The 26,432-nt window shown below is 71.9% G+C and carries 23 protein-coding genes and 1 riboswitch; of the genes, 10 read left to right on the plus strand and 13 right to left on the minus strand.

The annotated features are described in order from the left end of the window. Positions 1–199 precede the first annotated feature (199 nt). A complete protein-coding gene (locus ABZ948_RS02775; RefSeq protein ID WP_359756609.1) occupies positions 200–1,996 on the plus strand; it encodes an AMP-dependent synthetase/ligase in 1,797 nt (598 codons plus the stop codon). Between the two features lie 16 nt (positions 1,997–2,012). Here ABZ948_RS02775 and ABZ948_RS02780 read toward each other — a convergent pair whose 3' ends face one another. After that, positions 2,013–3,635 (minus strand): GMC oxidoreductase, encoded by a 1,623-nt coding sequence (locus ABZ948_RS02780; protein WP_494487285.1) that lies wholly within the window; start codon positions 3,633–3,635, stop codon positions 2,013–2,015. A 136-nt stretch (positions 3,636–3,771) separates the two neighbouring features. After that, positions 3,772–4,914 carry a glycosyltransferase family 4 protein gene (locus ABZ948_RS02785; RefSeq protein WP_359756611.1) on the minus strand — a complete coding sequence of 381 codons (1,143 nt, stop codon included), beginning with the start codon at positions 4,912–4,914 and terminating at the stop codon, positions 3,772–3,774. Between the two features lie 118 nt (positions 4,915–5,032). On the opposite strand from ABZ948_RS02785, the gene ABZ948_RS02790 reads away from it, so the two are divergent. Then, entirely contained in the window at positions 5,033–6,265 is a 1,233-nt protein-coding gene (locus ABZ948_RS02790; RefSeq protein WP_359756613.1) for a glycosyltransferase 87 family protein, read from the plus strand. Here ABZ948_RS02790 and ABZ948_RS02795 read toward each other — a convergent pair. Further along, positions 6,226–7,548 (minus strand): MATE family efflux transporter, encoded by a 1,323-nt coding sequence (locus tag ABZ948_RS02795; protein WP_359756615.1) that lies wholly within the window; start codon positions 7,546–7,548, stop codon positions 6,226–6,228. The two genes, ABZ948_RS02790 and ABZ948_RS02795, sit on opposite strands and share 40 nt — an antisense overlap. A gap of 124 nt (positions 7,549–7,672) precedes the next feature. Here ABZ948_RS02795 and ABZ948_RS02800 point away from each other — a divergent pair, with 124 nt between their 5' ends. Next, entirely contained in the window at positions 7,673–8,203 is a 531-nt protein-coding gene (locus tag ABZ948_RS02800) for a PadR family transcriptional regulator (protein ID WP_359756617.1), read from the plus strand. A gap of 61 nt (positions 8,204–8,264) precedes the next feature. On the opposite strand, the gene ABZ948_RS02805 is transcribed toward ABZ948_RS02800, so the two are convergent. From ABZ948_RS02805 to ABZ948_RS02825, 5 genes are all read right to left on the minus strand, one after another. Continuing rightward, positions 8,265–9,449, minus strand: a complete 1,185-nt coding sequence (locus ABZ948_RS02805) for a hypothetical protein (RefSeq protein ID WP_359756619.1) — start codon at positions 9,447–9,449, stop codon at positions 8,265–8,267. 34 nt (positions 9,450–9,483) lie between these two features. Beyond that, the gene (locus ABZ948_RS02810; protein WP_359756621.1) at positions 9,484–10,494 is read right to left on the minus strand and encodes a C40 family peptidase; all 1,011 of its coding nucleotides are present in this window, start codon (positions 10,492–10,494) and stop codon (positions 9,484–9,486) included. A 211-nt stretch (positions 10,495–10,705) separates the two neighbouring features. Continuing rightward, on the minus strand, positions 10,706–11,746 hold the full coding sequence (locus ABZ948_RS02815) for a C40 family peptidase (protein WP_037765809.1): 1,041 nt from the start codon (positions 11,744–11,746) through the stop codon (positions 10,706–10,708). Positions 11,747–11,993: 247 nt separating this feature from the next. Continuing rightward, positions 11,994–13,343 (minus strand): NYN domain-containing protein, encoded by a 1,350-nt coding sequence (locus ABZ948_RS02820; RefSeq protein ID WP_359756622.1) that lies wholly within the window; start codon positions 13,341–13,343, stop codon positions 11,994–11,996. 37 nt (positions 13,344–13,380) lie between these two features. Next, complete coding sequence (locus ABZ948_RS02825; RefSeq protein ID WP_003989675.1) at positions 13,381–13,620, minus strand: hypothetical protein; 240 nt, start codon at positions 13,618–13,620, stop codon at positions 13,381–13,383. Between the two features lie 159 nt (positions 13,621–13,779). Between ABZ948_RS02825 and ABZ948_RS02830 the strand changes: the two genes are divergently transcribed. From ABZ948_RS02830 to ABZ948_RS02860, 7 genes are all read left to right on the plus strand, one after another. Next, positions 13,780–14,532, plus strand: a complete 753-nt coding sequence (locus ABZ948_RS02830) for a rhomboid family intramembrane serine protease (protein WP_359756624.1) — start codon at positions 13,780–13,782, stop codon at positions 14,530–14,532. Then, positions 14,529–14,810, plus strand: a complete 282-nt coding sequence (locus ABZ948_RS02835) for an Lrp/AsnC family transcriptional regulator (protein WP_031115814.1) — start codon at positions 14,529–14,531, stop codon at positions 14,808–14,810. Before ABZ948_RS02830 ends, ABZ948_RS02835 begins: the two co-directional genes overlap by 4 nt. 84 nt (positions 14,811–14,894) lie before the next feature. Then, a complete protein-coding gene (locus tag ABZ948_RS02840; protein WP_359756626.1) occupies positions 14,895–15,227 on the plus strand; it encodes a small secreted hydrophilic protein in 333 nt (110 codons plus the stop codon). Next, positions 15,154–16,668 (plus strand): sensor histidine kinase, encoded by a 1,515-nt coding sequence (locus ABZ948_RS02845; RefSeq protein WP_435857449.1) that lies wholly within the window; start codon positions 15,154–15,156, stop codon positions 16,666–16,668. The genes ABZ948_RS02840 and ABZ948_RS02845 overlap by 74 nt, the downstream gene beginning before the upstream one ends. Next, entirely contained in the window at positions 16,665–17,330 is a 666-nt protein-coding gene (locus tag ABZ948_RS02850) for a response regulator transcription factor (protein ID WP_359756628.1), read from the plus strand. The genes ABZ948_RS02845 and ABZ948_RS02850 overlap by 4 nt, the downstream gene beginning before the upstream one ends. A 57-nt stretch (positions 17,331–17,387) precedes the next feature. Beyond that, a complete protein-coding gene (locus tag ABZ948_RS02855) occupies positions 17,388–18,803 on the plus strand; it encodes an SLC13 family permease (RefSeq protein WP_359756630.1) in 1,416 nt (471 codons plus the stop codon). Between the two features lie 10 nt (positions 18,804–18,813). Next, complete coding sequence (locus ABZ948_RS02860; protein ID WP_359756632.1) at positions 18,814–20,025, plus strand: glycerate kinase; 1,212 nt, start codon at positions 18,814–18,816, stop codon at positions 20,023–20,025. Here the strand turns inward: ABZ948_RS02860 and ABZ948_RS02865 are convergent. The 5 genes from ABZ948_RS02865 to qcrC all read right to left on the minus strand — a co-directional run bounded on the left by ABZ948_RS02865 (position 19,980) and on the right by qcrC (position 26,407). Beyond that, complete coding sequence (locus ABZ948_RS02865; protein WP_359756634.1) at positions 19,980–21,347, minus strand: aminotransferase class V-fold PLP-dependent enzyme; 1,368 nt, start codon at positions 21,345–21,347, stop codon at positions 19,980–19,982. The two genes, ABZ948_RS02860 and ABZ948_RS02865, sit on opposite strands and share 46 nt — an antisense overlap. Before the next feature lie 161 nt (positions 21,348–21,508). Continuing rightward, a riboswitch (SAM riboswitch) is annotated at positions 21,509–21,625 on the minus strand. A gap of 77 nt (positions 21,626–21,702) precedes the next feature. Further along, positions 21,703–22,767, minus strand: coding sequence for an anthranilate phosphoribosyltransferase (gene trpD / locus ABZ948_RS02870; protein WP_359756636.1), 1,065 nt, complete (start codon positions 22,765–22,767; stop codon positions 21,703–21,705). Between the two features lie 138 nt (positions 22,768–22,905). Then, positions 22,906–24,528 (minus strand): cytochrome bc1 complex cytochrome b subunit, encoded by a 1,623-nt coding sequence (gene qcrB, locus ABZ948_RS02875; protein ID WP_359756638.1) that lies wholly within the window; start codon positions 24,526–24,528, stop codon positions 22,906–22,908. Beyond that, the gene (qcrA, locus tag ABZ948_RS02880) at positions 24,525–25,598 is read right to left on the minus strand and encodes a cytochrome bc1 complex Rieske iron-sulfur subunit (RefSeq protein ID WP_359756640.1); all 1,074 of its coding nucleotides are present in this window, start codon (positions 25,596–25,598) and stop codon (positions 24,525–24,527) included. The genes qcrB and qcrA overlap by 4 nt, the downstream gene beginning before the upstream one ends. Next, positions 25,595–26,407, minus strand: coding sequence for a cytochrome bc1 complex diheme cytochrome c subunit (qcrC, locus tag ABZ948_RS02885; protein WP_359756642.1), 813 nt, complete (start codon positions 26,405–26,407; stop codon positions 25,595–25,597). Before qcrC ends, qcrA begins: the two co-directional genes overlap by 4 nt. Between the last annotated feature and the right edge of the window lie 25 nt (positions 26,408–26,432).

The following is a 26,432-nucleotide window of genomic DNA, read 5'->3' on the forward strand; positions in this document are numbered from 1 at the left end:
GGAATACCCAACTGTGTGACGCAGCGAACATCTCGACGGGACCCCCTGTCGGAGACGCCATACCGGCGGGTAACGTCCGGGCAGTCCAGTCGTGCTCTGCATTTCAACAAGTGAATGCCCGAGCACCTGCCCGAGCCTTGGACCGCACCGTCGCAGCACACACCGTCGTGGCGCCGGCGCCCTATGAGGAGCAGCAGTCTTGCGCGAGTTCAGCCTTCCGGCCTTGTACGAGGTCCCCGCGGACGGGAACCTGACCGACATCGTCCGCAGAAACGCCGCGCAGCACCCGGACGTCGCCGTGATCGCCCGCAAGGTCGGCGGTACCTGGCAGGACGTCACGGCCACCGCCTTCCTCGCCGAGGTGCGCACGGCCGCGAAGGGCCTGGTCGCCGCCGGGGTCCAGCCGGGCGACCGGGTGGGCCTGATGTCCCGCACCCGGTACGAGTGGACGCTGCTGGACTTCGCGATCTGGAGCGCCGGCGCGGTGACCGTGCCGGTGTACGAGACCAGTTCGCCGGAGCAGGTGCAGTGGATCCTCGGCGACTCGGGCGCGACCGCCTGCCTGGTGGAGACGGAGGCCCACACGGCCGCCGTCGAGTCGGTGCGCGACCGGCTGCCGGCGCTCAAGCACGTGTGGCAGATCGAGGGCGGCGGCCTCGACGAGCTGGGCCGGCTCGGCCAGGACGTCACGGACGAGACGGTCGAGGAGCGCAGCTCGATCGCCAAGGCGGACGACCCGGCGACCATCGTCTACACCTCGGGCACCACCGGCCGCCCCAAGGGCTGTGTGCTGACCCACCGCAGCTTCTTCGCCGAGTGCGGCAACATCGTGGAGCGGCTGCGTCCGCTGTTCCGCACGGGCGAGTGCTCGGTGCTGCTCTTCCTGCCGCTCGCGCACGTCTTCGGCCGGCTGGTGCAGATCGCGCCGATGATGGCGCCGATCAAGCTCGGCTGCGTCCCGGACATCAAGAACCTCACCGACGAGCTGGCCGCGTTCCGCCCGACCCTGATCCTCGGTGTGCCGCGCGTCTTCGAGAAGGTGTACAACTCGGCGCGCGCCAAGGCGCAGGCCGACGGCAAGGGCAAGATCTTCGACAAGGCCGCCGACACGGCGATCGCCTACAGCAAGGCGCTGGACACCCCCTCGGGCCCGTCCCTGGGCCTGCGGATCAAGCACAAGACGTTCGACAAGCTCGTCTACAGCAAGCTCCGCGCGGTCCTCGGCGGCCGGGGCGAGTACGCCATCTCCGGCGGTGCCCCGCTGGGCGAGCGGCTCGGGCACTTCTTCCGCGGCATCGGCTTCACGGTCCTGGAGGGCTACGGCCTGACCGAGTCCTGCGCGGCCACCGCGTTCAACCCCTGGGACCGCCAGAAGATCGGCACGGTCGGCCAGCCGCTGCCCGGCTCGGTGGTCCGGATCGCCGACGACGGCGAGGTGCTGCTGCACGGCGAGCACCTGTTCAAGGAGTACTGGAACAACCCCGGCGCGACCGCCGAGGCGCTGGCCGACGGCTGGTTCCACACCGGTGACATCGGCACCCTCGACGAGGACGGCTACCTCAGGATCACCGGCCGCAAGAAGGAGATCATCGTCACCGCGGGCGGCAAGAACGTCGCCCCGGCCGTGATCGAGGACCGCATCCGGGCGCACGCCCTGGTCGCGGAGTGCATGGTGGTCGGCGACGGGCGGCCGTTCGTGGGCGCGCTGGTCACCATCGACGAGGAGTTCCTGGGCCGTTGGTGCTCCGACCACGGCAAGCCGGCGGGTTCCACCGCGGCGTCGCTGTGCGAGGACCCGGACCTGCTGGCCGCGATCCAGGCGGCGGTCGACGACGGCAACGCCGCGGTGTCGAAGGCGGAATCGGTGCGGAAGTTCCGCATTCTGTCCTCCCAGTTCACGGAGGAGTCGGGCCACCTGACGCCCTCGCTGAAGCTGAAGCGGAACGTGGTGGCGAAGGACTACGCGCACGAGATCGAGGCGATCTACGCGAAGTGACCCCCCAGGGGGTCGGCTAAGGCGCGGTGTCCTCGGCGAGGACCCGCGCCATCGTGCGTTCGGCGAGGGCCGTGATGGTCACGAAGGGGTTCACCCCGAGCGACCCGGGCACAAGGGAGCCGTCCGTGACGTACAGCCTGGAGTATCCCTTCACGCGGCCGTGGTCGTCGGTCGCCTTTCCCAGCACGCAGCCGCCCAGCGGGTGGTACGTGAAGTCGTCGGCGAAGACCTTGCTGCCGGAGCCGAACAGGTCGTACCGGTAGATCGTCGTGTTGGCCGCGTTGATCCGGTCGAACAGCTTCTTGGCCATGGCGACGGAGACCGCGCTGTGGGCGGCGGTCCAGCCGAGGCGCAGCTCACCCGAGCCGGTGTCGTAGGAGAACGACGCCCGCTCCGGGTTGCCGGTGATCGCCAGGTAGAGGCTCACCCAGTGTTCCAGGCCCGTCGGCAGCGGGGCGATCTCGGCGAACACGGGGTTCGCGGGGTTGGCCCAGTCGTCGATGCCCATGACCGGCATGGTCGACTGGTTCGCGCCGACCGTGTCCCAGAGGTGGTTGGCCCGGCCGAGCATCACGTTGCCGTTGGTGCCCCAGCCGGTGCCGATGCTCGCGGGGAGGTCGGGCAGGGTGCCCGTCTCCCGGGCGCGCAGCAGCAGTTCGGTGGTGCCGAGGCTGCCGCCGCCGAGGAAGAGGTACGTGCAGCCGTACTCCTTGGTCTCGACGACCCGGCCGGTGGCGTCGATCCGGTCCGCCGTCAGGACATAGGTGCCGTCCGGCGCCCTGCTGATCGCGCGCACCTTCTCCAGGGTGTGGAGGGTGACCTTGCCGGTGCCGAGGGCGGCGGCGAGGTAGGTCTTGTCGAGGCTGCGCTTGCCGTGGTTGTTGCCGTAGATGACCTCCCCGGCGAGCGCGGACTTGGGCGCGGTGCCGGCCGCCTCGCGCTGCATGTGGCCGAAGTCGTAGACGCTCGGCACGAAGGTGGTCCGCAGGCCGGCGTTCTCGGCGTGCTTGCGGGAGACACGGGTGAAGCGGTACCAGTCCGTCGACTCGAACCAGGCGGGGTCGACGGTGTTCACGCCGAGGGCGGCGCGGGCGCGCGGGAAGTACGTGCCGTACATCTCGTCGGCGTCGACGGTGGGGAACTGCGCGGCGAAGTACGCGCGGGGCGGGGTGACCGCCATGCTCCCGTTGACCAGGGAGCCGCCGCCGACGCCGCGGCCGACGTACACCGACATCTGGGCGAAGTGGACGCGGTCCAGGACACCCGGGTAGCGGCTGATGTCCCGGTTGACGACGTCCAGCCAGAGGAAGGTGCCGAGGGGGGCCTCGGTGCGGGTGCGGAACCACATGGAGCGCTGGTCGGGGGTGCGGGTGGAGCAGAAGACGTTGCCGTCGGGGCCGGGGGTGTTCCAGAGGCGGCCCATCTCCAGGACGAGGGTGCGGATGCCGGCCTGGGCGAGGCGGAGGGCGGCTACGGCGCCGCCGTAGCCGGAGCCGACGACGATGGCGGGGGCGGTGTCGACGGCGTCGGGCTGGGCGGCTCGGGCGCTTTCGAGGCCGATGCGGGTGAAGCCGAGGGTGGCTGCGGTCTGCAGGGCTGCCATGCCGAGGATTTGACGTCTTGTCAGCTGACGCGTCATCAGTTTTACTGTCATGCGCGCAGCATCGGCGGATTTTTGGGTTCCGCCTAGTGGGGTGGCACGTGTTCGCCGTCGGCGGGTGCGGGTTCGTTGTGGTTGGTCGCGCAGTTCCCCGCGCCCCTGAGGGGCGATTGCCCTAAAGCAGGTCTTTGAGGTTCTCCGCCAGCAGGTCCCAGCGCCACTTCTCCTCGACCCACTCCCTGCCTCGCTCCCCCATCCTGCGGCGCAGTTCGGCGTCGGCGAGGAGGGTGGTGATGCGGTCGGCGGCCTCTTCGGGGGAGCCGCCGCGCACCACCCAGCCCGTCTCGCCGTCCAGGACCGCGTCGGGGGCGCCGCCCGAGTCGCCGGCCACCACCGGCAGGCCCGTCGCGGAGGCCTCCAGGTAGACGATGCCGAGGCCCTCCACGTCGAGGCCGCCGCGGCGGGTGCGGCAGGGCATCGCGAAGACGTCGCCGGCGCCGTAGTGGGCGGGGAGCTCGGACCAGGGGACGGAACCGGTGAAGCGGACCGAGGCGGCCACCCCCGTCTCGTGGGCCAGCCGCCGCAGGTCCTTCTCGTACGGGCCGCCCCCGACGATCAGCAGCACGGTGTCCGGCTCGGCCGCGAGGATCCGGGGCATGGCCCGGATCAGTGTGTCCTGCCCCTTGCGGCGGACGAGCCGGGAGACGCAGACCACGACCGGGCGGTCCGTCAGGCCGAGGCGGGCCCGGATCTCGTCGCCGCCCGAGCCGGGGTGGAAGGTCTTCTCGTCGACGCCCGGCGGCAGCTGGACCATGCGCGCGGCCGCCTCGGGCGTCAGGGCGGTGGCGATCCGGGAGCGCGTGTACTCGCCGAGGTAGGTGATCGTGTCGGTGGCGTCCCCGATGCGGCGCAGCAGCTGCCGGGCGGCGGGCAGCTGCGCCCAGCCGGCCTCGTGGCCGTGCGTGGTGGCCACGAGCCGCTCGGCGCCCGCGGCGCGCAGGGCCGGTGCCATCAGGCCGAGGGGGGCCGCCGCCCCGAACCACACCGCCGTGCAGCCGTGCTCCCGCAGCAGCCCCACGGCCCGCCGGGTGGCGCCCGGGGTGGGCAGCAGCATGGTCGTGCGGTCCCGTACGACGGTGAAGGGCTGCTCGGCGTCGAAGGCGCGGGTCGCCTCGACGCCCTCCCGGCTCCGCTTCCAGGTCGACGCGTAGACGACCAGCTCCCGCGGGTCCAGCCGCAGCGCCATGTTGTGCAGGAACGCCTGGATGCCCCCGGGCCGGGGCGGGAAGTCGTTGGTCACGATCAGGGTCTTGCGCACGCCGCCGACCCTACCGAACCGCCCCTCGCGGCCCCGCGCGGCGGCACGTGTGGCACGCTCACAGCCTGCGGGCCCATCATGGCCCCATCAACACGGCACGCGAACAGGCAGGGATCACGTGAAGACGACGGGCGCGAGGCGGTCCCTGGCATGGCTCCCGGTGGTCTGGTGTCTCACGAGACTCGTGCTGCTGCTGTTCGTGCTGAAGGCGTACGTCTTCCCGGGCCCGGACGTCACCAGCGACGTGCACGTGATCTACCAGGGCTGGTACGGCGTCCTGCGCACCGGAACGTTCCCTCTGGAGGACGTCACCTGGCAGTACCCGCCCGCCGCCGCCCTGGCGATCCTCTCCCCCGGCCTGCTGCCCTTCCTGGAGTACGCGACCGCGTTCTTCGTGCTGGTCTGCGTCACCGACCTGGCCGTACTGGCCCTGCTGACGTACGCGGGACGCCGCCCGGGCCGGTCGCTGCGCGGCGCCTGGGTGTGGGTGATCGGCGTACCGCTCCTCGGGCCGACGGTGTACGCCCGCTACGACGTGATGGTCACGGCGGTGGCGGTGGCGGCGCTGCTCGCGGGCGCCCGGCACCCGAAGGCGATGGGTGCCCTGGCCGCCTTCGGCGCCCTGCTGAAGGTGTGGCCGGCGATGCTGCTGCTGGCCTGCCGCCGGCGCGCCGCCTGGGTGTCGGCCCTGGTGACCGGTGTCGCGGTGACGGGCGTGTTCGCCCTGTCGATGCCGGGTGCGTTCGCCTTCCTGACGTTCCAGCGCGACCGGGGCACCGAGGTGGAGTCGCTGGGCGCGCTGGTCTTCCACGTCGCCCGGCACTTCGGCTGGCAGGGCGAGGTGAAGCTGAACTACGGCTCGATCGAGTTCCTCGGGCCGTACGTGAACGAGGTGAGCACGGGCGCGCTGTTCCTGACGGGGGCGGCCTTCGGCTGGCTGGTGCTGTGGCGGCTGCTGGCCCGGCGCTTCGAGGAGCACACCCTGGCCGACGCGGCGTTCGTGGCGGTGCTGATGTTCACCACCACCAGCCGGGTGATCAGCCCGCAGTACATGGTGTGGCTGGTCGGGCTGGCGGCGGTGTGCCTGTACTTCCCGGGGAGCCGGATGCGGCTGCCGGTCGTCCTCGTCCTGGTGGCGTGCTTCGTGACGGTGCTGGAGTTCCCGCTGTACTTCGCCAACGTGGTGGCCAGCGACGGCCTCGGGATCACCCTATTGTTCCTGCGCAACGGCCTCCTCGTGGCCGCCACGCTCCTGGCCGCCCGCGCCCTGTGGCGTGCGACGGTGCCGCGCACCCTGCCCGCTGTGCCCGCTCAGCCCGTCCGCGCCGGCGAGACGCCCGTCTCCTCCTGAGCCGGGGCCCGCCGGAACAGCAGCCCCGCCGACGCGCACTGCACGGCCGCCGCGAGCGCCATCGCCAGACACACCCCGGGCAGCCCGAGCCCCGTCAGGGCATGGGCGAGTCCCAGCTGGACGGCCGTGCCGAGGACGGTCACCCGCAGCAGCGCCGAGGCTCGCCCGCTGCCCTCGAAGACCCCGCCGAGCGCGATGAGACAGCCCAGCAGCACCAGGTACGGCCCGACGCAGCGCAGGAACAGCACGCCCTCGGCCGCGACCGCGGGCCCGGCGCCGAAGGCGGCCATGATCCAGGGCGCGGTGAGGGCCAGGAGCACGGCCGCGGCGAGTCCGAGGGCGCCGGAGAGGAGCACGGCCTGCCGCCCGATCGCCCGCCGGGCGTCCCGGCCGGCGCCCCGCGTGTGCGCGGTGTGGATGGAGGCGGCCTGGCGGACCGCGTAGAAGGCCATGGTCGCCACGTACAGGGACTTGTAGGCGATGGCGTACGCGGCCACGGCCGTCACTCCGAGCCGTGCCACGACCGCGACCAGGACCAGCGCGCCCGTCTGCCGCACGGTGAAGTCGGCCGACATCGGCAGGCCGGTCGTCAGCGTCCGGCGCAGGGAGACGGCCAGGGACTCCCCCGGTGCCGTGCCGCGGGCCTCGCGCAGCAGTGCGTCGCGCCGGACCGCGACCAGTCCGGCGGCGAGCGCCACGCAGCGGGACAGCACCGTCGAGGCGGCGGCGCCCTGGACGCCGTGGAGGTGGATGAGGAGCGGGTCGAAGATCAGGATCAGGCCGTTGGACAGCAGGGCGAGGCGCATCGGGGTGCGGGTGTCGCCGGCCCCCTTGAGGATGCCGTCGACGAGCTGCTGCGCGAAGAAGACGGCCGTGCCGGGCATGGCGAGCGTGAAGTAGGCGACGGCGAGCGGGAGGGCGGCGCTGTCGGCCCCGCCCAGCACCAGCCGGGCCAGCGGCTCGCGCCCCAGCAGGCCGCAGACCACCACCACCGGTGTCACCAGCGCCCACAGCGCCCATCCGCCGCGCACGGCGGCCCGGACGGCGGCGGGATCGCGGGCGCCCCGGGCGTGCGCGACCAGCACGGTCGTGCCGGAGCCGAAGACCAGGGCGATGCCGAGCAGCACGTTCTCCGTGGTGGTCGCCACGGCCACGGCGGCCACGGCCGGGCTGCCCAGCCGGGCGACCCAGACGGTGTTGACGACCCCCGCGGCGACGGAGGCCAGGAGCGAGAAGTAGACGGGGCGGGCGAGCAGGACGAGCTGCTCGCGGTGGGCGTTCACGGTGGCTGTCCCCCCGAGTCACGGTGACCCCTCGAGACGAGCGGTGACCCTCGATACGAGCTACCTCGGTTCGAGGTAGCTCGTTAAGAGGTAGCATGCGGCGTACGCACCCGCAAGGAGGACCATGCTGGAGCTGTCGATCCTGGGCTTCCTGGCCGAGGAACCCCTGCACGGTTACGAGCTGAAGGAGCGCATCAAGGCGCTGACCGGCCATGTCCGGCCGGTGAGCGACGGCGCGCTCTACCCGGCGATCACGCGCCTGGTCGGAGCGGGCCTGCTCGACCAGCGCACCGAGCCGGGTGCGAGCGCGGCCCCGCGCCGGATCCTGGCCCTCACCGACGAGGGCCGCGCGGAGCTGCTTCAGCGGCTGCGCCACCCGAAGCAGACCGAGATCACCGACCAGGTCCGCTTCAACACGGTCCTCGCGTTCCTGCGCCACCTGCCCGACCGGCAGGAGCAGGCCGCGGTGCTGCGCCGCCGGCTGGACTTCCTGGAGACTCCGACGAGCTTCTTCTACGACTCCGGCAAGCCGGTCCGCGCCGAGGAGGCGGACGACCTGTTCCGCCAGGGCATGCTGCGGGTGGCCCGGGCGACGGGCGAGGCGGAGCGGGCCTGGCTGCGGGAGGCCATCGAGCTACTCGAACAGCCGAGCTGAGCTCGCGGGCGACCCGGCCCCGGAACCTCCGGGTCAGCGAAGCCGAACAACACCCTCCCGGTCAGCCCAGCTGGACCCGCAGGTACTCCCGCCACTCCGCCGTGAACGCCTCCGGCGTGGTCCCCAGCACCTCGCGCATCGCCTCCTCCACCGCCCCGGCCCGCTCCCGGTGCTCCCCGACGGCCCGGTAGAACGCGCGCAGCCGCGCCTCGCCCCAGCGGTCGGCGATCAGCCGGCAGGCCGTCCAGCCGCTCTCGTAGGCCCGGGCCAGACGGCTCGCGTCCCCGGTGAAGCCGAAGTCCTCGTCGTCCGGGAGCCCGGCCGGGATCCGCCCGGCGCTCACCGCCCGGGACAGCTCGGGCGCGGCCTCGGCGGGGGTGCGGCCGGCGGCGCGGTAGCCGACCCAGTCGGCGTAGCCCTCGGACAGCCACAGGGGCGTCGCGGGGGTGGTGGCGGCCCGGGTGGCCACATGGGTGGTCTCGTGGGTGAGGACGACCTGCTCGCCGAGGCCGCCGAGGAGGGCGAACGCTTCCGGGTTGACGATGATCCGGTCCGCCGGCGCCCGGGCCGGCGCACCCGTCTCGCCGGTGGTGACCGCCGCGATCCCGCGGTAGGAGGAGGCGGGCGAGCCGAGCAGCCCCGCCATCCCGTCCAGCGACCTCGGTACGAGCACGACGACGCGCCGGCTCCAGTCGGCGCCCCACGCGTCCGACACGGCGGGCACGGCCCGGTCGGCCAGGCCGGCGAAGTCGCGCAGCGACCGGCCGGACTGCCCGACGCCGAGGACGAGACTGTGGACGCCCCGGACGGCCTGCACCGTCCCCTGGTCCCAGAGTTGCTGGGCGGACTTCTTCGCGGGCCGGTCGGCGTCGACGGACCAGCGCCCCTCCGCGTCCCTGCTGAGCCGCAGGGTGCGCCCGGCGGTCACCGGCGCCCGGTCGTGTCCCGCGAGGCGGTAGCGCAGGTCGACGTCGGCGGTGGCCGTGTCGCCGGTGCGGTGCAGTCCGGTCACGCGGTACGACCAGCCGGACAGGGGCACCGCCCGCAGTGCGGCGAAATCGCCCCCGGGCCCGGTCCGTTCATAGGCCCGCTCGTCGTGGTCGAGGACCGCGGCGGCCCGCCGGTCCAGGAGCCGCTGGACGTCGGCCGTGGCGCTGTCGGTCGCGGACGGCCCGCCGCACCCCACCAGGGCGACGAGCAGCGACACGAGCGCCACCACCCCGGACCCCGACCTTCGACCAGCCACGTTCCCGATCGTACGGGGGCGGGAGCCGTGCCGGTCAGACCCTGGTGACCGACGAGACGGGCATCATCCCCACCGGGTCGTAGCGCACGGGCGCGCCGGGGTAGGGCGCGTGGATGACCTGCCCGTTGCCCATGTACATCCCGACGTGGCTGGCGTCGCCCCGGTAGACGACCAGGTCACCGGGGCGTGCCTCGGACAGCGGGATCTGCCGGCCGGCGTACCGCTGGGCCTGCGAGGTGCGCGGCAGGGCGACCCCGGCCTGCGCGTACGACCACTGCATCAGGCCCGAACAGTCGAAGCCGGTGGGCCCGTTGGCGCCCCAGACATAGGGCTTGCCGAGCGCACTGCGGGCGGCGGCGACGGCGGCGGCCCCGCGTCCGGAGGCGGCGGTGGCGCTCCCGAGGTCGGGCATGCCGGTGCGGCCGGAGCGGGAGGCGCGGTCGTAGGCGTCGCGCTCGTCGTCCGGCAGGGAGTCGAGCAGCCGCCGGGCCGCGGCGAGCTTCTGCTCCACGGTCTTCTTGTGGGCGGCCACGGCCTTGCGGCTCCTCTCCAGTTCGCGCAGCTTGCCGGCGGCTTCCTCGCGGTCCTGGGCGAGCTCGCGCATGGCGTCCTGGAGGTCCTTCAGCTCGCCGGCCTGGTGGGCGGTGACGCGGTCGAGGCGGGAGGCCTTGTCGAGGTAGTCGTCCGGGTCCTCGGAGAACAGCAGGGCGAGGGACGGGTCGATGCCGCCCGAGCGGTACTGTGCGCCGGCGAGCGAACCGAGCGAGTCCCGCATGGAGTTGATGCGCTGCTGCTGGCGGGCGATCCGGTCCCGGGCGGTACCGACCTCGGCACGCAGCTCGTCGGCGCGCTCGTCGGCCTCGTTGTACGCCTCGGTCGCCTTCTCGGCCTGCGCGTAGAGCCGGTCCACCTTGGCCCGGGTGTCGTCGTACGGTGCGGCGCCGGCCGGGACCGCGCCCAGGGCGGCGACGACGGACAGGAAGCCGGCCGCGACACTGGCGCCCCGGTCGAACCCGGACGGTGCAAGGCGGTGTTGGGACCCCACGGGAAGCCGCTCTCCTTCCGCTGGCGGACTTGGAACGCGGCAGACAGTAGCCCCGCGGCAGGGGGCAGCCAACGACCATCCGTGGGAACGCGGCACGACGCCCCGCCACTGACGCAGGTCACCGGCGGGGCGTGGGCTCACTCGGGGCTGGCGCGATTCGCCCGAACGGCGGACACGGCGTCCTGATCTTGGAGACGCCGGGGGGCCTGGGTCAGACCCGGACGCCGAACATGAAGGGGCCGCCGATGGTGTCCATCGACTCGTAGCGCACGACCGTGCCGGTGCGCGGGGCGTGGATGATCTGCCCGTTGCCGGCGTAGAGGCCGACGTGGTGCAGGTCGTTGAAGAAGAAGACCAGGTCGCCGACCTTGAGCTGGCTGACCGAGTAGATCTTGGTGCCGATCTGGGACTGCGCCTCGGAGGTGCGCGGGATCTGCACGCCGGCCGCCGCGTAGGCCCGGGAGGTGAGGCCGGAGCAGTCATAGGAGCTCATGCCGGTGGCGCCGTAGACGTAGGGCTTGCCGAGCTGGCTCTGGGCGAAGGCGAAGGCGGCGGCGGCCCGGCCCGAGCCGGGCGGGACGTCGGCGGTCAGGGCGTCGCGCTCGCTGGCCCGGCTGGCGCGGTTCTGCTCGGCGGCGAGTTCCGCCTTCTCGGCGGCGGTGAGGCTGTTGAGCAGCTTCTGCGCGGAGGCGAGCTTGCCCTGGACCTCCTTCTTCTTCTTGCCGAGTTCGGCGCGCGTGGAGGCGAGGTCCTTGAGCTTCTCGGAGGCCTCGGCGCGCTCCTGGGCGAGTTCGCGCTGCTTCTCCTGGACCTTCTTCAGGGCCTCGACCTGCTGGCTGCTCAACTGGTCGAGCGTGGAGGCCTTGTCGAGGTAGTCGTCCGGGTCCGAGGAGAGGAAGAGCTGGACCGAGGGGTCGATGGAGCCGGTGCGGTACTGCGACGCGGCGGCGAGGCCCAGGCTGTCGCGCAGCTCGTTGAGCTCCTCCTGGCCGCGGGCGACGTTGTCCTGGATGGTGGAGATCTCCTTCTGGAGCTTCTCCTGCTTCTCCTTGGCCCCGTTGTACTTCTCGGTGGCCTGCTCGGCCTCCTCGTAGAGCTTGTCGACCTTGGCCTTGACCTCGTCCTTGCTCGGCTTCTCGCTGGGGGCGGCGTTGGCGGCCTGCGAGCTGAAGGCGACGGCAGCGGCGGCGGCGGTGGTCAGCACGGTCACACGTGCGCGGCTCGGCTGCTTGGGACGACGGTGGGACGCCACGGGTGAAAAGCTCCTTCTGGCCCCTCCGCCGTCTCTCCCGATGAGTGATCACCCGAGCGGAGGTTCGGGGCCTGACCCTAGTGACCTTCCTGTGATCAGTTCAAATCCTCAGCTGAAAAATTGCGCCACGGCAGGCCATCTTTTCATCTGGATTCACAGGCGGTGAGACCCACTTGACTTAACGTGGCTCACAGGTCACACCAATTCGGGCATCAGGCCCGGACGTTACGCATGGGACGTACGCCCCCTAGGACCGCGAAAGGCGCTTGAGGAGCATCGCCGAGGCCACGGGGCGGGCGCCCGCGCGGGCCACTCCGTCGGCGACCTCGCGGTCGGTGGAGGCCACGATGACCGGGCGGCCCGGGGGTTCGGCGCGGACCAGCTGGCGGATGAGCTCGTCGGCGGTGACGCCCGGCTTGGAGAACAGCACGCGGACGCCGCGCGGGGGCGCGAGCAGCACCGGGGCGGCCAGTTCGGCCCCGTCGAAGACGCAGGTCACCTCGGCGCCGCTCTGCGCCGCCAGTTGGGAGAGCTGCCCGAGCAGCCTGAGGCGCTGCTTCTCCAGCGGCATCTGCGGATAGCCGGTCTTGGTGACGTTGTAGCCGTCGACGACGAGGTGGGCCTGCGGCAGCGCGAGCAGCTGGTCGAGGACCTGCGGGTCGTTCTCCGACAGGGCGCGGGCGGCGATGTCCTTCGGGCTCATCCGGCCCGGCTCGACGGCGTCGACGGTCTCGGCGGGCCGTACCGACACCGGCGGCAGGGCCAGTTCGCGGCGCAGCCCCTGGGTCGCGTCCAGCAGGGTGTCCAGCAGCAGCCGTACGCGCATGTCCTCGACGCTGCGGCCTTCGCGGGCGGCCCGGCGCGTGGCCTCCAGGGCGGCCTCGGTCTCACCCAGCCGGGCCTTGAGCCGCCGGCTCTCGCTCTCGGCGGCGGACACCTGGGCCTGTCCCTCGGCGCGGACGGCCTCGATCTCGCCGTGCGCCTTGCGCAGGGCGGCCTCGCCGCGCTTGACGTCGCTGAGGGCGGCGCGGAGCTTGCGGTGCAGCGACTCGGTTTCCTTCTTGGCCGATTCCAGCTCCGTGCGCAGCCGCTCGGTCTCGGCCCGGGTGTGGTCGCGGGCCCGCTCGAGCTCGGCGCGCAGCCGCTCCAGCTCGGCCCGGCTCTCCTCGTCGGCGCGTTCGGCGTCGGCCCGCTGGGCCTCCTCGCCGGCGGCGGTCACCAGCTTCACCCAGCCGGGCGGCCGCAGTACGTAGGCCGCGGCCGCCACGTCGAGCGGGTCCGCGGCCGGGGGCGGGGAGCCTGAGTCGAGGGCGCCGGTCAGTTCCGGCTGGGCCTCTCTGAGCTTCTCCCCGATGCGCTGCCGGAACAGCGGGTCGGTCTCCAGCGCCGCGGCCATGGCGTTGCCGGCGAATTTGGCCCGCCGGTTCGGGGCGAAGCGGGCGTACTGCCTGAGCTGGGCGGGCAGCTCGCCGACCGTCAGGGAGCCGAAGCCGTCGGAGACGATCTGCACGACCCTGCGGCGCACGCCGTCGGGCAGCGGACGGTCGAGCACCTCGGCGGCGCCGTCGCCCGGCCCCCCGCCTGTGGTCTCCACCATCCGTCACACCCCAATGCCTGTGCGGGGCCGGCTCCCGTCAGGAGCCGGCGCCCGGCCTGTCCACGAGTTCCACCTGGTCCACCGCGTTGCACCAGCGGCAGCGCACCGACTCGATGGTCTCACTGAGCACCTCGCGCTCCTCGACCTTCGGCTCTCCGGCCAGGTCCAGGTGGACGTACTCCACGACCTTCGACGAGCGGGTCACGTCGAACCGCGTGAGGTTGCCGCAGAGGGTGCAGCGCCACCGCGTCTCGGCGGTCGGCAGGGGAACCGTCATCGTGACCTGTTCTCTTTCCTTCTAGTGTCCGTGACGCCACCGGCTTCCCCGGTGCGTGTGGCTCGTAACCCTACGGCCTGGCGGGTCCCCGTGGCCCACGCGTCCACGGCGGCGAGGCGGTCTGTGCGGTTGCGTCCGGTTACGTCATGCTCTGTGTTCATGATCAGCAAGTGGAGTGCGTCGATCGTCCGGGCGGCCCGATCGGTCCGCGGGGCGTCGGCGCCGGTGACGTACTCACTGATCGCCCTGTGCTGCCTGCTCTTCCTGGCAGGGCCCGCCTCGGGCCTGAATCCCGCGTACGGCACGGGCGACGGCCTGCTCGCCGAGCAGCGGGCCTACTTCCGGCGCTGGGGCGTGATCCCCGCAGAACTGTTCGAGGGGTCGGCCGGATCGGCCCTGACCCCCGCGACGGCCCTCTTCGTCCACGGCAGCTGGGTGCACCTGCTCGGCAACATGCTCTTCCTCTACGTCTTCGGGGCGATGACCGAGGAACGGATGGGCCGGGTGCAGTTCACCCTGTTCTACGTCGGCTGCGGCTGCCTGGCCCTGCTGGGCTACGCCGTCGTCAACGCGGACTCCGAGCAGTCCCTGGTCGGCGCCTCGGGGGCGATCTCGGCGGTCCTCGGCGCGTTTCTCTACCTGTTCCCCCGGGCCCGGGTGACCAGTCTCCTGCCGTTCCTGTTCTTCCTGCCGGTGCGCTTCCCGGCGTGGATCGTCCTGCCGTTCTGGGCGGCGCTGCAGTGGCTGGCGGCGGGGCGGGCCTCGGACGGGCCGGGGGTGGCCTACCTCGCCCACCTGATCGGCTTCGGGCTCGGCTTCGGCTACGCATCGGTCCGCTACGGCCGCCCGACCAGCCCTACTAGAGTGAAGGCCGCCCCTGCTCCGGCCCCCGAGGGAGAGAACCAGCCGTGATCACCGCGATCGTCCTCATCAAGACCAGCGTGGACCGGATTCCCGAGATCGCGGAGTCGATCGCGGCGCTGGACAACGTCAGCGAGGTCTTCTCCGTGACCGGCACCTACGACCTGATCGCGATGGTCCGGGTGAAGCAGCACGAGGACCTGGCGGAGGTCATCCCGGGCCGGATCAGCAAGATCCCCGGCGTCGAGGGCACGGACACGCACGTGGCGTTCCGCACCTACTCGCAGCACGACCTGGAGGCGGCGTTCTCCATCGGGCTGGACAACTGACACCCGGTCCCGGGCGGAGAGGATGAAGAGTTCTTCATCCGGGCTTCATCCTGTTCCCCGCCTCGCGTCCACAGGATCGGGCCCATGGCTTTCTCCCGTCGGATGGCGGCCCTGTCCGCCGTCGTGCTGATCCCGCTGGGCATCGCCGCGACCAGCTACGCCCTCGCGGACCGCCCCGAGGCACCCCGGGTCCCGTCCCAGCAGGTGGAACTGGACCGCGGCACGCCCACGCCCACGCCCACCTCCACGCTCCGGCCCTCCGCGAGCACCTCGCCGTCCGGGTCCGGCCCGGGCGACGAGGTGGTGTCGCGGCCCCCGGTGACCGACAGCTCAGCGAGTGACGATGACGACGACCGCGGCCAGGGCAACTCGGACGACGGACCGGGCGACGACGACGGACCCGGATCCGACAACTGACTCCGGCCCGCGGCGGATCTCCGCCCGGGTCCGCATCCTGCTGTGGCTGCTGCTGGTGATGGCGGTGGCGCTCGCCTCGGTGGCCATGACGACCCGCTCGTTCCTGCTGCGGGACGTCGACAACCGGATCGACCGGCTGCTCACCCAGGAGACCGGCGAGTTCGCCAACTTCGAGGAGCGCGGCGGCGATCCGCAGACCGGCCGTCCGTTCACCGACGCGGACCGGCTGCTGACGGTCTTCCTCGAACGGCAGTACCCCGACGCGGACGAGGAGCTGATCGGCCTGGTCGGCGGGTCGGGCGGCGCCCCGCGGCAGATCCGCCAGCCGCACGACCTGCCCGTCGCCCTGCCCCTGCACAAGGATCCCGAGGCCAGGCGCCGCATCTTCGACTCACCCGAGCCCTCCGGAGTGCTGCGGCGGCCGCAGGGCGAGATCCGCTGGGCCAAGGTCACGGTGGGGCGGCCGGGGCAGGAGCCCGACTCCGCGTTCGTCGTCGCCTTCCACCCGGAGCGGGAGCAGGCGCGCGTGAACACCGTCTTCCGCACGCTCCTCGTCATCTCCGCGGTCGCCCTGCTGCTGACCACCGGCATCGCCTGGGCGGTCGCCGGGCGGATCCTCAAGCCGGTGCGGGTGGTGCGCACGGCGGCGGCGCAGCTCACCGAGCAGGACCTCACGCGCCGGATCCCGGTGCACGGCCACGACGACATAGCGGCCCTCGCCGAGACGTTCAACGGCATGCTCGACCGGCTGGAGCGGGCCTTCGCCGCGCAGCGCGAGTTCGTCGACGACGCCGGCCACGAGCTGCGCACGCCCATCACCATCGTGCGCGGCCACCTGGAACTGATGGGCGACGACCCGGCCGAACGCGAGGAGACCGTCCGGCTGGTCACCGACGAGCTGGACCGGATGAGCCGCATCGTCGAGGACCTGCTGCTGCTCGCCAAGGCCGTGCGCCCCGACTTCGTCACGCCCGAGCCGGTCCAGGTCGCCGAACTCACCGCCGACGTCTACGTCAAGGCCCGCACCCTGGGCGAGCGCGACTGGCGGCTCGACGGGGTCGCCGACCTGGAGGCCGAGCTGGATCCGCAGCGGATCACCCAGGCCATGGTGCAGCTCGCGCAGAACGCGGTGCAGCACACCGTGACCGGCCAGACCATCCGCATCGGCTCCCGCACCGACGGCCCCGACCTGGAGCTGTACGTCGCCGACTCCGGGCCGGGCGTGCAGCCCCAGGACCGCGAGGTGATCTTCGAGCGCTTCCGGCGCGGCACGGCCCGCCGCGGCGCCCGCGGCTCCGGCGCCGGACTCGGGCTGTCCATCGTCAAGGCGATCGCGGAGGGCCACCGGGGCCGGGTACGGCTCCATGACACGCCCGGGGGCGGCGCCACCTTCGCCCTCGTCCTGCACACGCACCGGGGACCGGAAGGGGACCTGACGTGAACCGCATCCTCATCGTCGAGGACGAGGAGCGCATCGCCGCCTTCGTGGAGAAGGGCCTGCGCTCCAACGGCTTCACCACGACCGTCGTCACCGACGGGGACGCGGGGTACGAGTACGCCCTGACCGGCGGCTTCGACCTCGTCGTCCTGGACATCGGGCTGCCCGGCCGGGACGGCTTCACCGTCCTGCGCGAGTTGCGCGAGGCGCGGGTGACGGTGCCGGTGATCGTGCTGACCGCGCGGGACTCCGTGCGGGACACCGTGGCCGGTCTTGAGGGCGGCGCCGACGACTGGATGACCAAGCCGTTCCGGTTCGAGGAGCTGCTCGCGCGGGTGCGGTTGCGGCTGCGCACGGCGGCGCGGGCGCCGGAGGTGACGGTGCTCAGGTCGGGCTCCCTGAGCCTCGATCTCCGCACGCGGCGGGCCCGGTCCGGGGAGCGCACGGTCGATCTGACGGCACGTGAGTTCGTGCTGCTGGAACTGTTCCTGCGGCACCCCGGGCAGGTGCTGTCCCGGGAGCAGATCCTGTCCCATGTGTGGGGGTACGACTTCGACCCGGGGTCCAACATCGTGGACGTGTACGTGCGGACGCTGCGGAAGAAGCTGGGGGCGGAGCGGGTGGAGACGGTGCGGGGGATGGGGTACCGGCTTCCCACCGGGTGAAGTTCCTTTCATGTCCGGCTCATCGACGGCTCACCCCCGGGATGAACCCTCGATGACGTGACATGGAACCCACGCGCTCTCACCGCCCTGTGCGTCGCGCTGTCGTTGTGCGCGCTGCTCGCCGTCCCCGTGAACTTCCCGGGGCTCGGCGGCGACGCCCGGTTCACTCTCGCCGTGTTCGCGCTCGCGACCTGCGCGTGGATCGGGACGTCGATCGACGACACCTACATCGCCCTGGGCGCCGGGCTCGCGCTCACCGTGACCGGGGTGATCAGCAGCGACACCCTGTTCGGGACGCTCGGTGACGCCACCGTCTGGCTGTTGATCTGCGCGTTCGTGCTGGCGGCCGCGGTCAGCCGGACCGGGCTCGCGGGCCGGGCGGCGGTGTTCCTGGTCAGCGGGGCACGCAGCGTGCGGCAGCTGGTGCATCTGACCACCGCGGCCCTGGTCGTCACGGCGTTCGCGGTGCCCGCCACCTCGGGCCGGGCCGCGCTCGCGCTGCCGGTGTTCCTCGCCCTGGCGAAGGTCCTCGCCGACCGGAAACGACTGGTCGTGATGCTGGCGTTGCTGTTCCCGACCGTGATCCTGCTGTCGGCGGTGGCGACCCTGATCGGCGCGGGCGCGCATCTGATCACCGTGTCGGTGCTGTGGGAGACGACCGGGCAGCACATCGGCTTCACCGAGTGGCTGCTGCTGGGGCTGCCGCTGGCCGTGGTCTCCTCGCATCTGGCCGCCGAGCTGGTCCTGCTGACGACGACCCGGCGGGCGGACCGCCAAGGGCCCGTCCGCATCACCCCCGAGCAGATCCAGGAGCACAGCGAGCAGCCGGTGACCGGCCCCTGGAGCCAGGCCGAGAAGCGCTGCGCCCTGCTCCTCGCCACGGTGGTGCTCCTGTGGTGCAGTGAGCCGCTGCACCGGGTCCCGCCGGCGCTGGTCGCGCTGATCGGCGCCGTCATCGCCTCCTCGCCCGCCCTCGGCACCGTGCGCCTGAAGGACGCGCTGAAGACCGTCCCCTGGTCGCTGCTGCTGTTCATGGCGGCGACGATGGCGATGGGCGTCGCGCTCGCCGACTCCGGAGCGGCGCGGTGGCTGGTCTCCGGGCTGCCGGCGAACGAGTCCCCGGTGGTGTTCCTGGCGATCGTGATCGCCGTCAGCACGGCGGCCCATCTGGTCCTGCAGTCCCGCTCGGCCCGTTCCTCGGTCCTGGTGCCGCTGGTCGTGGCCGCCGCCGTCGGCGTCGGGGTCAACCCGGTCGCCGCCGCGCTCGCCTCCACCGCCGCCGCGGGCTTCTGCCACACCCTGCCCGCCTCGGCGAAGCCGGTCACGCTCTTCGCGCAGCTCCCCGGCACCCCCACCTACACCCCGCGCGACCTGCTGCGGCTGTCCGCCTTCCTGGCGCCGACGACCGCCGCCCTCGTCCTGCTCTTCGCCGTCGCGGTGTGGCCGCTGCTCGGCGTCTCCGTCACCCGTTAAGGAGCCCTCCATGCTGACCCGTGTCGTCGTAGCCCCCAGCGGCTTCAAGGAGTCCCTGTCGGCCGAGGCCGCCGCCGACGCCATCGCGGCCGGTGTGCGCCGTGTCCTGCCCGACGCCGAGCTGGACCTCGTCCCGCTGGTGGACGGCGGCGAGGGCACGGCCCTGGCCCTGGCCGCCGCCACCGGCGGCAGGATCGTCACCGTGCCCGCGACCGGACCGGTCGGGGAGACCATCGCCGCCCACTTCGCCCTCCTGGGCGACGGGGACACCGCCGTGGTGGAGATGGCGGCGGTCGCCGGCCTCTCCCTCGTCCCGCGCGACCTGCGCGACCCGGGCGCCACCACCACGTACGGTGTCGGCGAACTGCTCCGTTCCGCGCTCGACTCCGGCGTACGGCGGATCCTCGTCGGCTGCGGCGACTCTGGCACCTCGGACGGGGGCGCGGGCGCGCTCCAGGCGCTGGGCGCCCGCCTCCTGGACGAGAACGGCCAGGAACTCCCGCCCGGCGGCCGGGAGTTGATTCGCCTGCACCGCATCGACGCGAGGGGCCTGGACCCCCGCCTGGCGGACGTGGAACTGCTCGTCGCCTGCAACCCCTACAACGTGCTGTGCGGCGAACGCGGTGTGGCCCGGGTCTTCGGACCGCAGAAGGGCGCGACGCCCGCGCAGGTGGAGGAGTTGTCGGCCGCTCTGGAGAACTGGGCCTTCGTCCTCACCCGGGACGTCGCCGTCCCGGACACCAACCTCCGGTACGGCCCCGGAACCGGAGCCTCCGGCGGCCTGGGAGCCGGCCTCGCAGCCCTCGGCGCCCGCCTCCTGCCCCGCTTCGACGTGCTGCTGGACCACCTCGACCTGGACGCCCGCCTGGCCCGCGCCGACCTGGTCGTCACCGCCGAGGGCGCCCTGGACCACCAGACGCCCCGGGGCAAGGTCCCGGCCGAGGTGGCCCGCCGGGCCAAGCTCCACGGCCGTCCGGTCCTGGCCCTGGCGGGCACACTCGGCGAGGGCGCGCACGAGGTGCCCGGCGTGGACGCCTGCCACGGCATCCTGCCGGCCCCCATGGAGCTGGCCGAGGCGCTGCTCCGGGCGAGCGAACTGCTCACCGACGCCACCGAACGGGCCCTGCGGATGATCGTCCTGGGCGCCCGGCTACCGCTCGCTGCCGACCGGGCTGTTCACGCGGAGGTGTCCGGCACGCAACGGCCGTCCTCCGTGCGGTAGTTCCACTTGGCCCCGTCCGTCACCAGCTCCCGCACGGCCCGCACGAACCGCTCGACATGCTCGTCCGGCGTACCGGCGCCGAAGCTCACCCGGATGGCGTTGAGGGACTTCTCCCCCGGCGCGGCCTCGGGCGCCCCGCACTCGCCCTGCGTCTGCGGGTCGCTGCCGAGCAGCGTGCGCACCAGCGGGTGGGCGCAGAACAGCCCGTCCCGGACTCCGATGCCGTACTCGGCGGAGAGCGCGGCGGCGAAGTGGGAGCTGTTCCAGCCGTCGACGACGAAGGAGATCACGCCGACGCGCGGGGCGTCGTCCCCGAAGAGGGAGAGGACCCGCACCTGAGGCACCTCGGCGAGTCCCGCGCGCACCTTCTCGACCAGGTACTGCTCGCGGGCGACCAGGGTGTCGAAGCCCGCCTCGGTGAGGGCCTTGCAGGCGGAGGCGATGGAGTAGGCGCCGATGACGTTCGGGGAACCGGCCTCGTGGCGGGCGGCGCTGTCGTGCCACTCCACGTCCACTCCCCCGTCCGTGCGGCGCGAGACCTTCCGGGAGGCGCCGCCGCCCGCGAGGTACGGCTCGGCCTCGCGCAGCCAGTCGGACCGTCCGGCCAGGACGCCGGAGCCGAAGGGCGCGTACAGCTTGTGCCCGGAGAAGGCGACCCAGTCGACGTCGAGGTCCCGGACGGAGACCGGGTGGTGCGGGGCCAGCTGGGCGGCGTCCAGCACGATCCGGGCGCCGTGGGCGTGGGCGGCCGTCGCGAGCTCCCGTACGGGCCACAGCTCGCCGGTGACGTTCGAGGCGCCGGTGACGCAGACCAGGGCCGGGCCGTAGGGCTCCCGGTCGGCGAGGGCGCGCTCCAGGGTCTCGACGGCCTCGCGGTGACTCCTCGGGGCGTCGAGGTACGTGACACGGGCGTCGCGCCAGGGCAGCAGGGAGGCGTGGTGCTCGGTCTCGAACACGAAGACCTGGCAGTCGTCCGGCAGGGCGGCGGCGAGGAGGTTGAGGGAGTCGGTGGTGGAGCGGGTGAACACCACCTGGTCGTCCGCGCGGCAGTCGAGGAACTCGGCGACGGTCCGGCGGGCGTTCTCGAACAGGTCCGTCGACAGCTGGGAGAGGTACCCGGCGCCGCGGTGGACGCTGCCGTAGTACGGCGCGTAGGCGGCGACGTCGTCCCAGACCCGCTGGAGGGCCGGGGCGCTGGCGGCGTAGTCGAGCGCGGCGTAGGTGACCTCGCCGCCGATGACGAGCGGCACGGTGACATCCCGCCCCAGAACGGGCAGCGGGGCACAAACGGACTGGTCTGCGGCAACGGTGGAGACGGACATGGGTGAACTCCCGTGAGATCAGGTGAATCCGCCCGCGAGCCCAGAGGGCTGCCAGCGGGGGTGAAAGGAAGAAGGGATGCGGAGGCGGGGCTCTGCGGCCCTATCGCATTCGCTGACTCACGGAGAACTCCTCGACGACCAGGACCCCTGGTATGGCGAGGGGTCCGCGCTTGCCACAGACCTCGCTGCCTGCGGCCTGGTCTTCACCCGGGGCACCCCGCCACGGACGGAGGGTTGCCGGACAGTCGGCCGGGGCCTCATGACTGTCACTCATGACCTGGACAGGAACGTACGCGAAAAGATCGGCGCCCCGCAACCCGAGTCCGGATCGCGGGACGCCGTACGTCGTGCCCGTCTACTGGTTGCTGGCGGCCACCCACCGCTCCAGGGTCCGCTTGGCGGCCCCGGAGTCGATCGACTCGGCCGCCTTCGCCATGCCCGCGCCGATCTGCTCGGCCAGCGTCCCCGGGCCCGGCTCCAGCGCCACCAGCGCCGCCGCCGAGTTCAGCAGCACGGCGTCCCGGACCGGGCCCCTCTCGCCGTCCAGCAGCCGGCGGGCGACCTCGGCGTTGTAGGAGGCGTCCGCGCCCCGCAGCGCCTCGACCGGGACCAGCTCGATGCCGACCTCGCGCGGGTCGAAGGCCTCCTCGGTGACCTTGCCGTCCCGGACGACCCAGACCCGCGACGTGGCCGTGGTGGTCAGCTCGTCGAGGCCGTCGTCGCCGCGGAAGACCAGGGACGAGTGGCCGCGCTCGGCGAAGACGCCGGCGACGATCGGCGCCATGCGCGGGTCGGCCACACCGACGGCCTGGGCTCTCACCTTCGCGGGGTTGGTCAGCGGACCGAGGACGTTGAAGATCGTCCGGATGCCCAACTGGCCACGGGCCGCGCCCGCGTACCGCATCGACGGGTGGAACTTCGCCGCGAAGCAGAAGGTGATCCCGGCCTCCTCCGCGACCCCGGCCACCCGGTGCGTCGGCAGCTCCAGGTTGACGCCGAGCTTCTCCAGGACATCCGAGGCGCCGGAGGCCGAGGACGCGGCGCGGTTGCCGTGCTTGACGACCTTCGCGCCCGTGCCGGCGACGACGATCGCCGACATCGTGGAGATGTTGACGGTCTTCGCGCCGTCGCCGCCCGTGCCGACGATGTCGACCGCCGGGCCCGGCACCTCGATGACGTTGGCGTGCTCGTACATCGCCCGGACGAACCCGGCGATCTCCTCGACCGTCTCGCCCTTGGCGCGCAGCGCCACCACGAACCCGGCGATCTGCGCGTCCGTCGCCTCTCCGCGCATGATCAGGTCCATCGCCCAGGCGGTGTCGTCGGCGGTCAGGTCCCGGCCTTCCAGCAGGCCGTTCAACAGCAGGGGCCAGGAGCGGCCCGCCGCGGTGTCGCCTCCAGCGGGGGTCACAGCGCTCATAAGCCGCTCCAGGATCAGGCGTCCCGCACTACGGGACGAGAGTCTCAACGAGGTCCACCCTATCCAGCCCCGGGGCACGACGAGGGGCCCCGTCCGGTGTTCGGACGGGGCCCCTCGCGTGGCGTGGCGACGCAGTGATCAGTGGTGGCCGTGGCCGCTCGTGATCTCCCGGTACTCCTCGGCGGTCGGCTTCGGAATCTGGGCGCCCTCGCCGTAGTAGGCGTCGCTGAGCTTGGCGCGCAGCTTCTCGGAGCCCTTCAGCTTGCGCTCGACACCGTTCTCGTCGACCGTCGGGCCGAGTTCGACCGGCTGGTACTGCTCGTGCGCCGTGAGCGTGTACATCTGCTCCTGGCTGAGCGGCTCGTGCACCTCGATGAACTCACCGTGCGGCAGGCGCTTGATGATGCCCGACTCGCGGCCGTGCAGCACCTTCTCCTTGTCCCGGCGCTGCAGGCCGAGGCAGATCCGCTTGGTGACGATGAAGGCGATGACCGGGCCGACGAAGAAGCCGATCCGGACGAACCAGGTGACCGCGTTGATCGACAGGTGGAAGTGCGTGGCGACGATGTCGTTGCCACCACCGATCAGCATGATCATGTAGCCGGTGACCCAGGCGACACCGAAGGCGGTGCGCGTCGGGGCGTTGCGCGGCCGGTCCAGGATGTGGTGCTCGCGCTTGTCCCCGGTGACCCAGGACTCGATGAACGGGTACAGGGCGATGATCGCGAGGAACAGGCCGAAGAGCACCAGCGGGATGAACACGCCCAGGACGAGCGTGTGGCCCCAGAAGTTGATCTCCCAGCCGGGCATGGCGCGGACCAGACCCTCGGCGAAGCCCATGTACCAGTCGGGCTGGGCACCGGTCGACACCTGGTCGGGCCGGTAGGGGCCGAGGACCCAGATCGGGTTGACGGTCGCGATGCCGGCGAGGGCCGCGATGACACCGAAGACCAGGAAGAAGAAGCCTCCGGCCTTGGCCATGTAGACCGGCAGCAGCGGCATGCCGACGACGTTCTTGTTGGTGCGGCCGGGACCCGCGAACTGCGTGTGCTTGTGGTAGAAGACCAGGATCAGGTGGCCGACCACGAGCCCGAGCATGATGCCCGGCAGCAGCAGGATGTGGATCGAGTAGAACCGGGCGACGAAGTCGGTGCCCGGGAACTCCCCGCCGAACAGGAACATCGAGATGTACGTGCCGACGATCGGCACGGACAGGATGGCGCCCTGGGTGAAGCGGACACCGGTGCCGGAGAGCAGGTCGTCCGGGAGGGAGTAGCCGGTGAAGCCGGTGAACATGCCCAGGACGAACAGCAGGAAGCCGAACAGCCAGTTGATCTCGCGCGGCTTGCGGAACGCGCCCGTGAAGAAGACGCGCATCATGTGCACGAACATGCCGGCGAGGAAGATGATCGCCGCCCAGTGGTGGATCTGCCGGATGAGCAGACCACCGCGCACGTCGAAGCTGATGTCCAGCGTGGAGGCGAACGCCTCCGACATCAGCTGCCCCTGGAGCGGGACGTAACTGCCGTGGTACTCCACCTCGTTCATCGACGGGTGGAAGAACAGCGTCAGGTACACACCCGTCAGGATGATGATGATGAAGCTGTAGAGGCAGATCTCACCCAGCATGAAGGACCAGTGGTCCGGGAAGATCTTGCGCATGTTGGCCTTGGCCAGGGAGTAGATCCCCAGGCGGCCGTCGGCCCAGTCGGCGACCCGCTCTCCGGCGGGCGCCTTGCGGCGTGTCTGTGCAGTGCTCATCCGCGCTCCCAGAAAGCAGGGCCGACGGGCTCGTCGAAGTCGCCGAGCGCCTGAAGATAGCCCTCGTCGTTCACGCCGATGCGGAGCTGCGGCAGGGCGTGACCGGCGGGACCGAAGATCACTCGGGCACCGTCGGAGAGGTCGAAGGTGGACTGGTGGCAGGGGCAGAGCACGTGGTGCGTCTGCTGCTCGTACAGGGAGATCGGGCAACCGACGTGGGTGCAGATCTTCGAGTACGCGACGATGCCCTCGTGCGACCACTCGAGTTCGCGCTTGTCCTTGATGTTCTCCGGCTGGATCCGGACGATCATCAGGGCGGCCTTGGCGATCTCGTTCTGGAACTCGTGGTCGTGCTCCTCCAGGCCCTCGGGCTTGGCGAAGGTCAGCGAACCGACCGCGACATCCGAGGGGCGCAGCGGCTGGTTCGTGTTCATGTTCACGAGCAGCTTGCCCTTGGACCACAGCGTGTGGCGGAGCTTGGTGCCGGGCAGCGGGCCGAGGTCGCGCAGCAGCACGACGCCGGAGAGCGGCACCAGCGTGAGCGCGCCGAGCATGGTGTTGCGGATCAGCTTGCGGCGGCCGAGCGCCGACTCCTTGGCGCCCTGCTTGAAGTCCGCGAAGACCTTCTCGCGGACCTCGGGCTCCGCCTCGATCGGGTGCCGCTCGTCGGCGATCTCCACGTCCGACATCAGGGTGCGCGCCCAGTGGACGGCGCCCGCGCCGATGCAGAACAGCGCGATGCCGAGCGTCATGCCCAGCGCGAAGTTCAGGGCGCTGATGTGGCCGAGCGGGAAGATGTAGACCGACTTGTCGACCGGGATCGCCACGAACGCGGCGATGAAGGCGATGGTGGCCAGCATCGACACCGTGAACATCAGGGCGACCGAGCGCTCGGACCGCTTGGCGGCCCGCTCGTCGACGTCCTGGATCCGGTGCTCGTGGGGCGGCAGGCCCGGGTCGGCGAACGGGTGCTTGTCGTCCGCGACGCTCACCGCGCCGTGCCCGTGCTCGTCATGCCCTGCGGACTGCGCGGCAGGCAGGTTCTCTTCTGGAATGTCTTGGCTACTCATGACTTCTTGGCCTTTGCGGTCCGGGCGGCGACCCACACGGCGACGGCGATCAGCCCGCCGAGACCGAAGACCCAGCCGAACAGGCCTTCACTGACCGGTCCGAGACCGCCCAGCTCGAGGCCGCCGGGGCTCTCGGTCTTCTCGCTGTTGACCGCGTCGAGGTACGCGATGATGTCCTTCTTGTTCTTCTCCGACAGCGTGGTGTCGGGGAAGGACGGCATGTTCTGCGGGCCGGTCTGCATGGCCTCGTAGATGTGCTTCTCGGAGACGCCCTCCAGGCTCGGCGCGTACTTGCCGTGCGTCAGGGCGCCACCCTTGCCCGTGAAGTTGTGGCACTGCGCGCAGTTGGTGCGGAACAGCTCACCGCCCTTGGCGATGTCCGCGCCCTCGGGGCTGTACTGGTCCTTCGTCGGGATGGACGGACCGGCACCCAGCGAGGCGATGTACGCCGCGAGCTGGTCGATCTCGGCCTGGGTGTAGATGTTCTTCTTCTTCGGGACCTGCGGGCCCTGCGAGGTGGCGGCCGGCATACGGCCCGTGCCCACCTGGAAGTCGACGGACGCGGCGCCCACGCCCACCAGGCTCGGCCCGTCGGAGGTGCCCTGACCGCCGGTGCCGTGGCAACTGGCGCAGCCGACCGAGTAGAGCTTCTTGCCCTCCTCGATGGCGAGGGACTGGGCGGTTGTGTCGGCCTCGGCCTTGCTCGTGGGCGCGAACACGGCGTACAGCCCCCCGCTGAAGCACAGCGCGAGGAGTAGGACGACGAGCGCCGCCATCGGATGGCGTCGTCGTGCGGAGAGCTTTTTCACGGATTACCCCGGTGTCAGGATCTTC

The sequence above is a fragment of the Streptomyces olindensis genome, assembly GCF_040645895.1.
GTDB classification, from domain to species: domain Bacteria; phylum Actinomycetota; class Actinomycetes; order Streptomycetales; family Streptomycetaceae; genus Streptomyces; species Streptomyces olindensis.

Bases quoted from the DNA above. Each gene is read 5' to 3' on its own strand.
- ABZ948_RS02780 (WP_494487285.1), bottom strand. From the start codon at position 3,635: ATGACGCGTCAGCTGACAAGACGTCAAATCCTCGGCATGGCAGCCCTG.
- ABZ948_RS02800 (WP_359756617.1), top strand. From the start codon at position 7,673: ATGCTGGAGCTGTCGATCCTGGGCTTCCTGGCCGAGGAACCCCTGCAC.
- ABZ948_RS02820 (WP_359756622.1), bottom strand. From the start codon at position 13,343: ATGGTGGAGACCACAGGCGGGGGGCCGGGCGACGGCGCCGCCGAGGTG.
- ABZ948_RS02825 (WP_003989675.1), bottom strand. From the start codon at position 13,620: ATGACGGTTCCCCTGCCGACCGCCGAGACGCGGTGGCGCTGCACCCTC.
- ABZ948_RS02830 (WP_359756624.1), top strand. From the start codon at position 13,780: ATGATCAGCAAGTGGAGTGCGTCGATCGTCCGGGCGGCCCGATCGGTC.
- ABZ948_RS02840 (WP_359756626.1), top strand. From the start codon at position 14,895: ATGGCTTTCTCCCGTCGGATGGCGGCCCTGTCCGCCGTCGTGCTGATC.
- ABZ948_RS02845 (WP_435857449.1), top strand. From the start codon at position 15,154: ATGACGACGACCGCGGCCAGGGCAACTCGGACGACGGACCGGGCGACG.
- ABZ948_RS02860 (WP_359756632.1), top strand. From the start codon at position 18,814: ATGCTGACCCGTGTCGTCGTAGCCCCCAGCGGCTTCAAGGAGTCCCTG.
- ABZ948_RS02865 (WP_359756634.1), bottom strand. From the start codon at position 21,347: ATGTCCGTCTCCACCGTTGCCGCAGACCAGTCCGTTTGTGCCCCGCTG.
- trpD (WP_359756636.1), bottom strand. From the start codon at position 22,767: ATGAGCGCTGTGACCCCCGCTGGAGGCGACACCGCGGCGGGCCGCTCC.
- qcrB (WP_359756638.1), bottom strand. From the start codon at position 24,528: ATGAGCACTGCACAGACACGCCGCAAGGCGCCCGCCGGAGAGCGGGTC.
- qcrA (WP_359756640.1), bottom strand. From the start codon at position 25,598: ATGAGTAGCCAAGACATTCCAGAAGAGAACCTGCCTGCCGCGCAGTCC.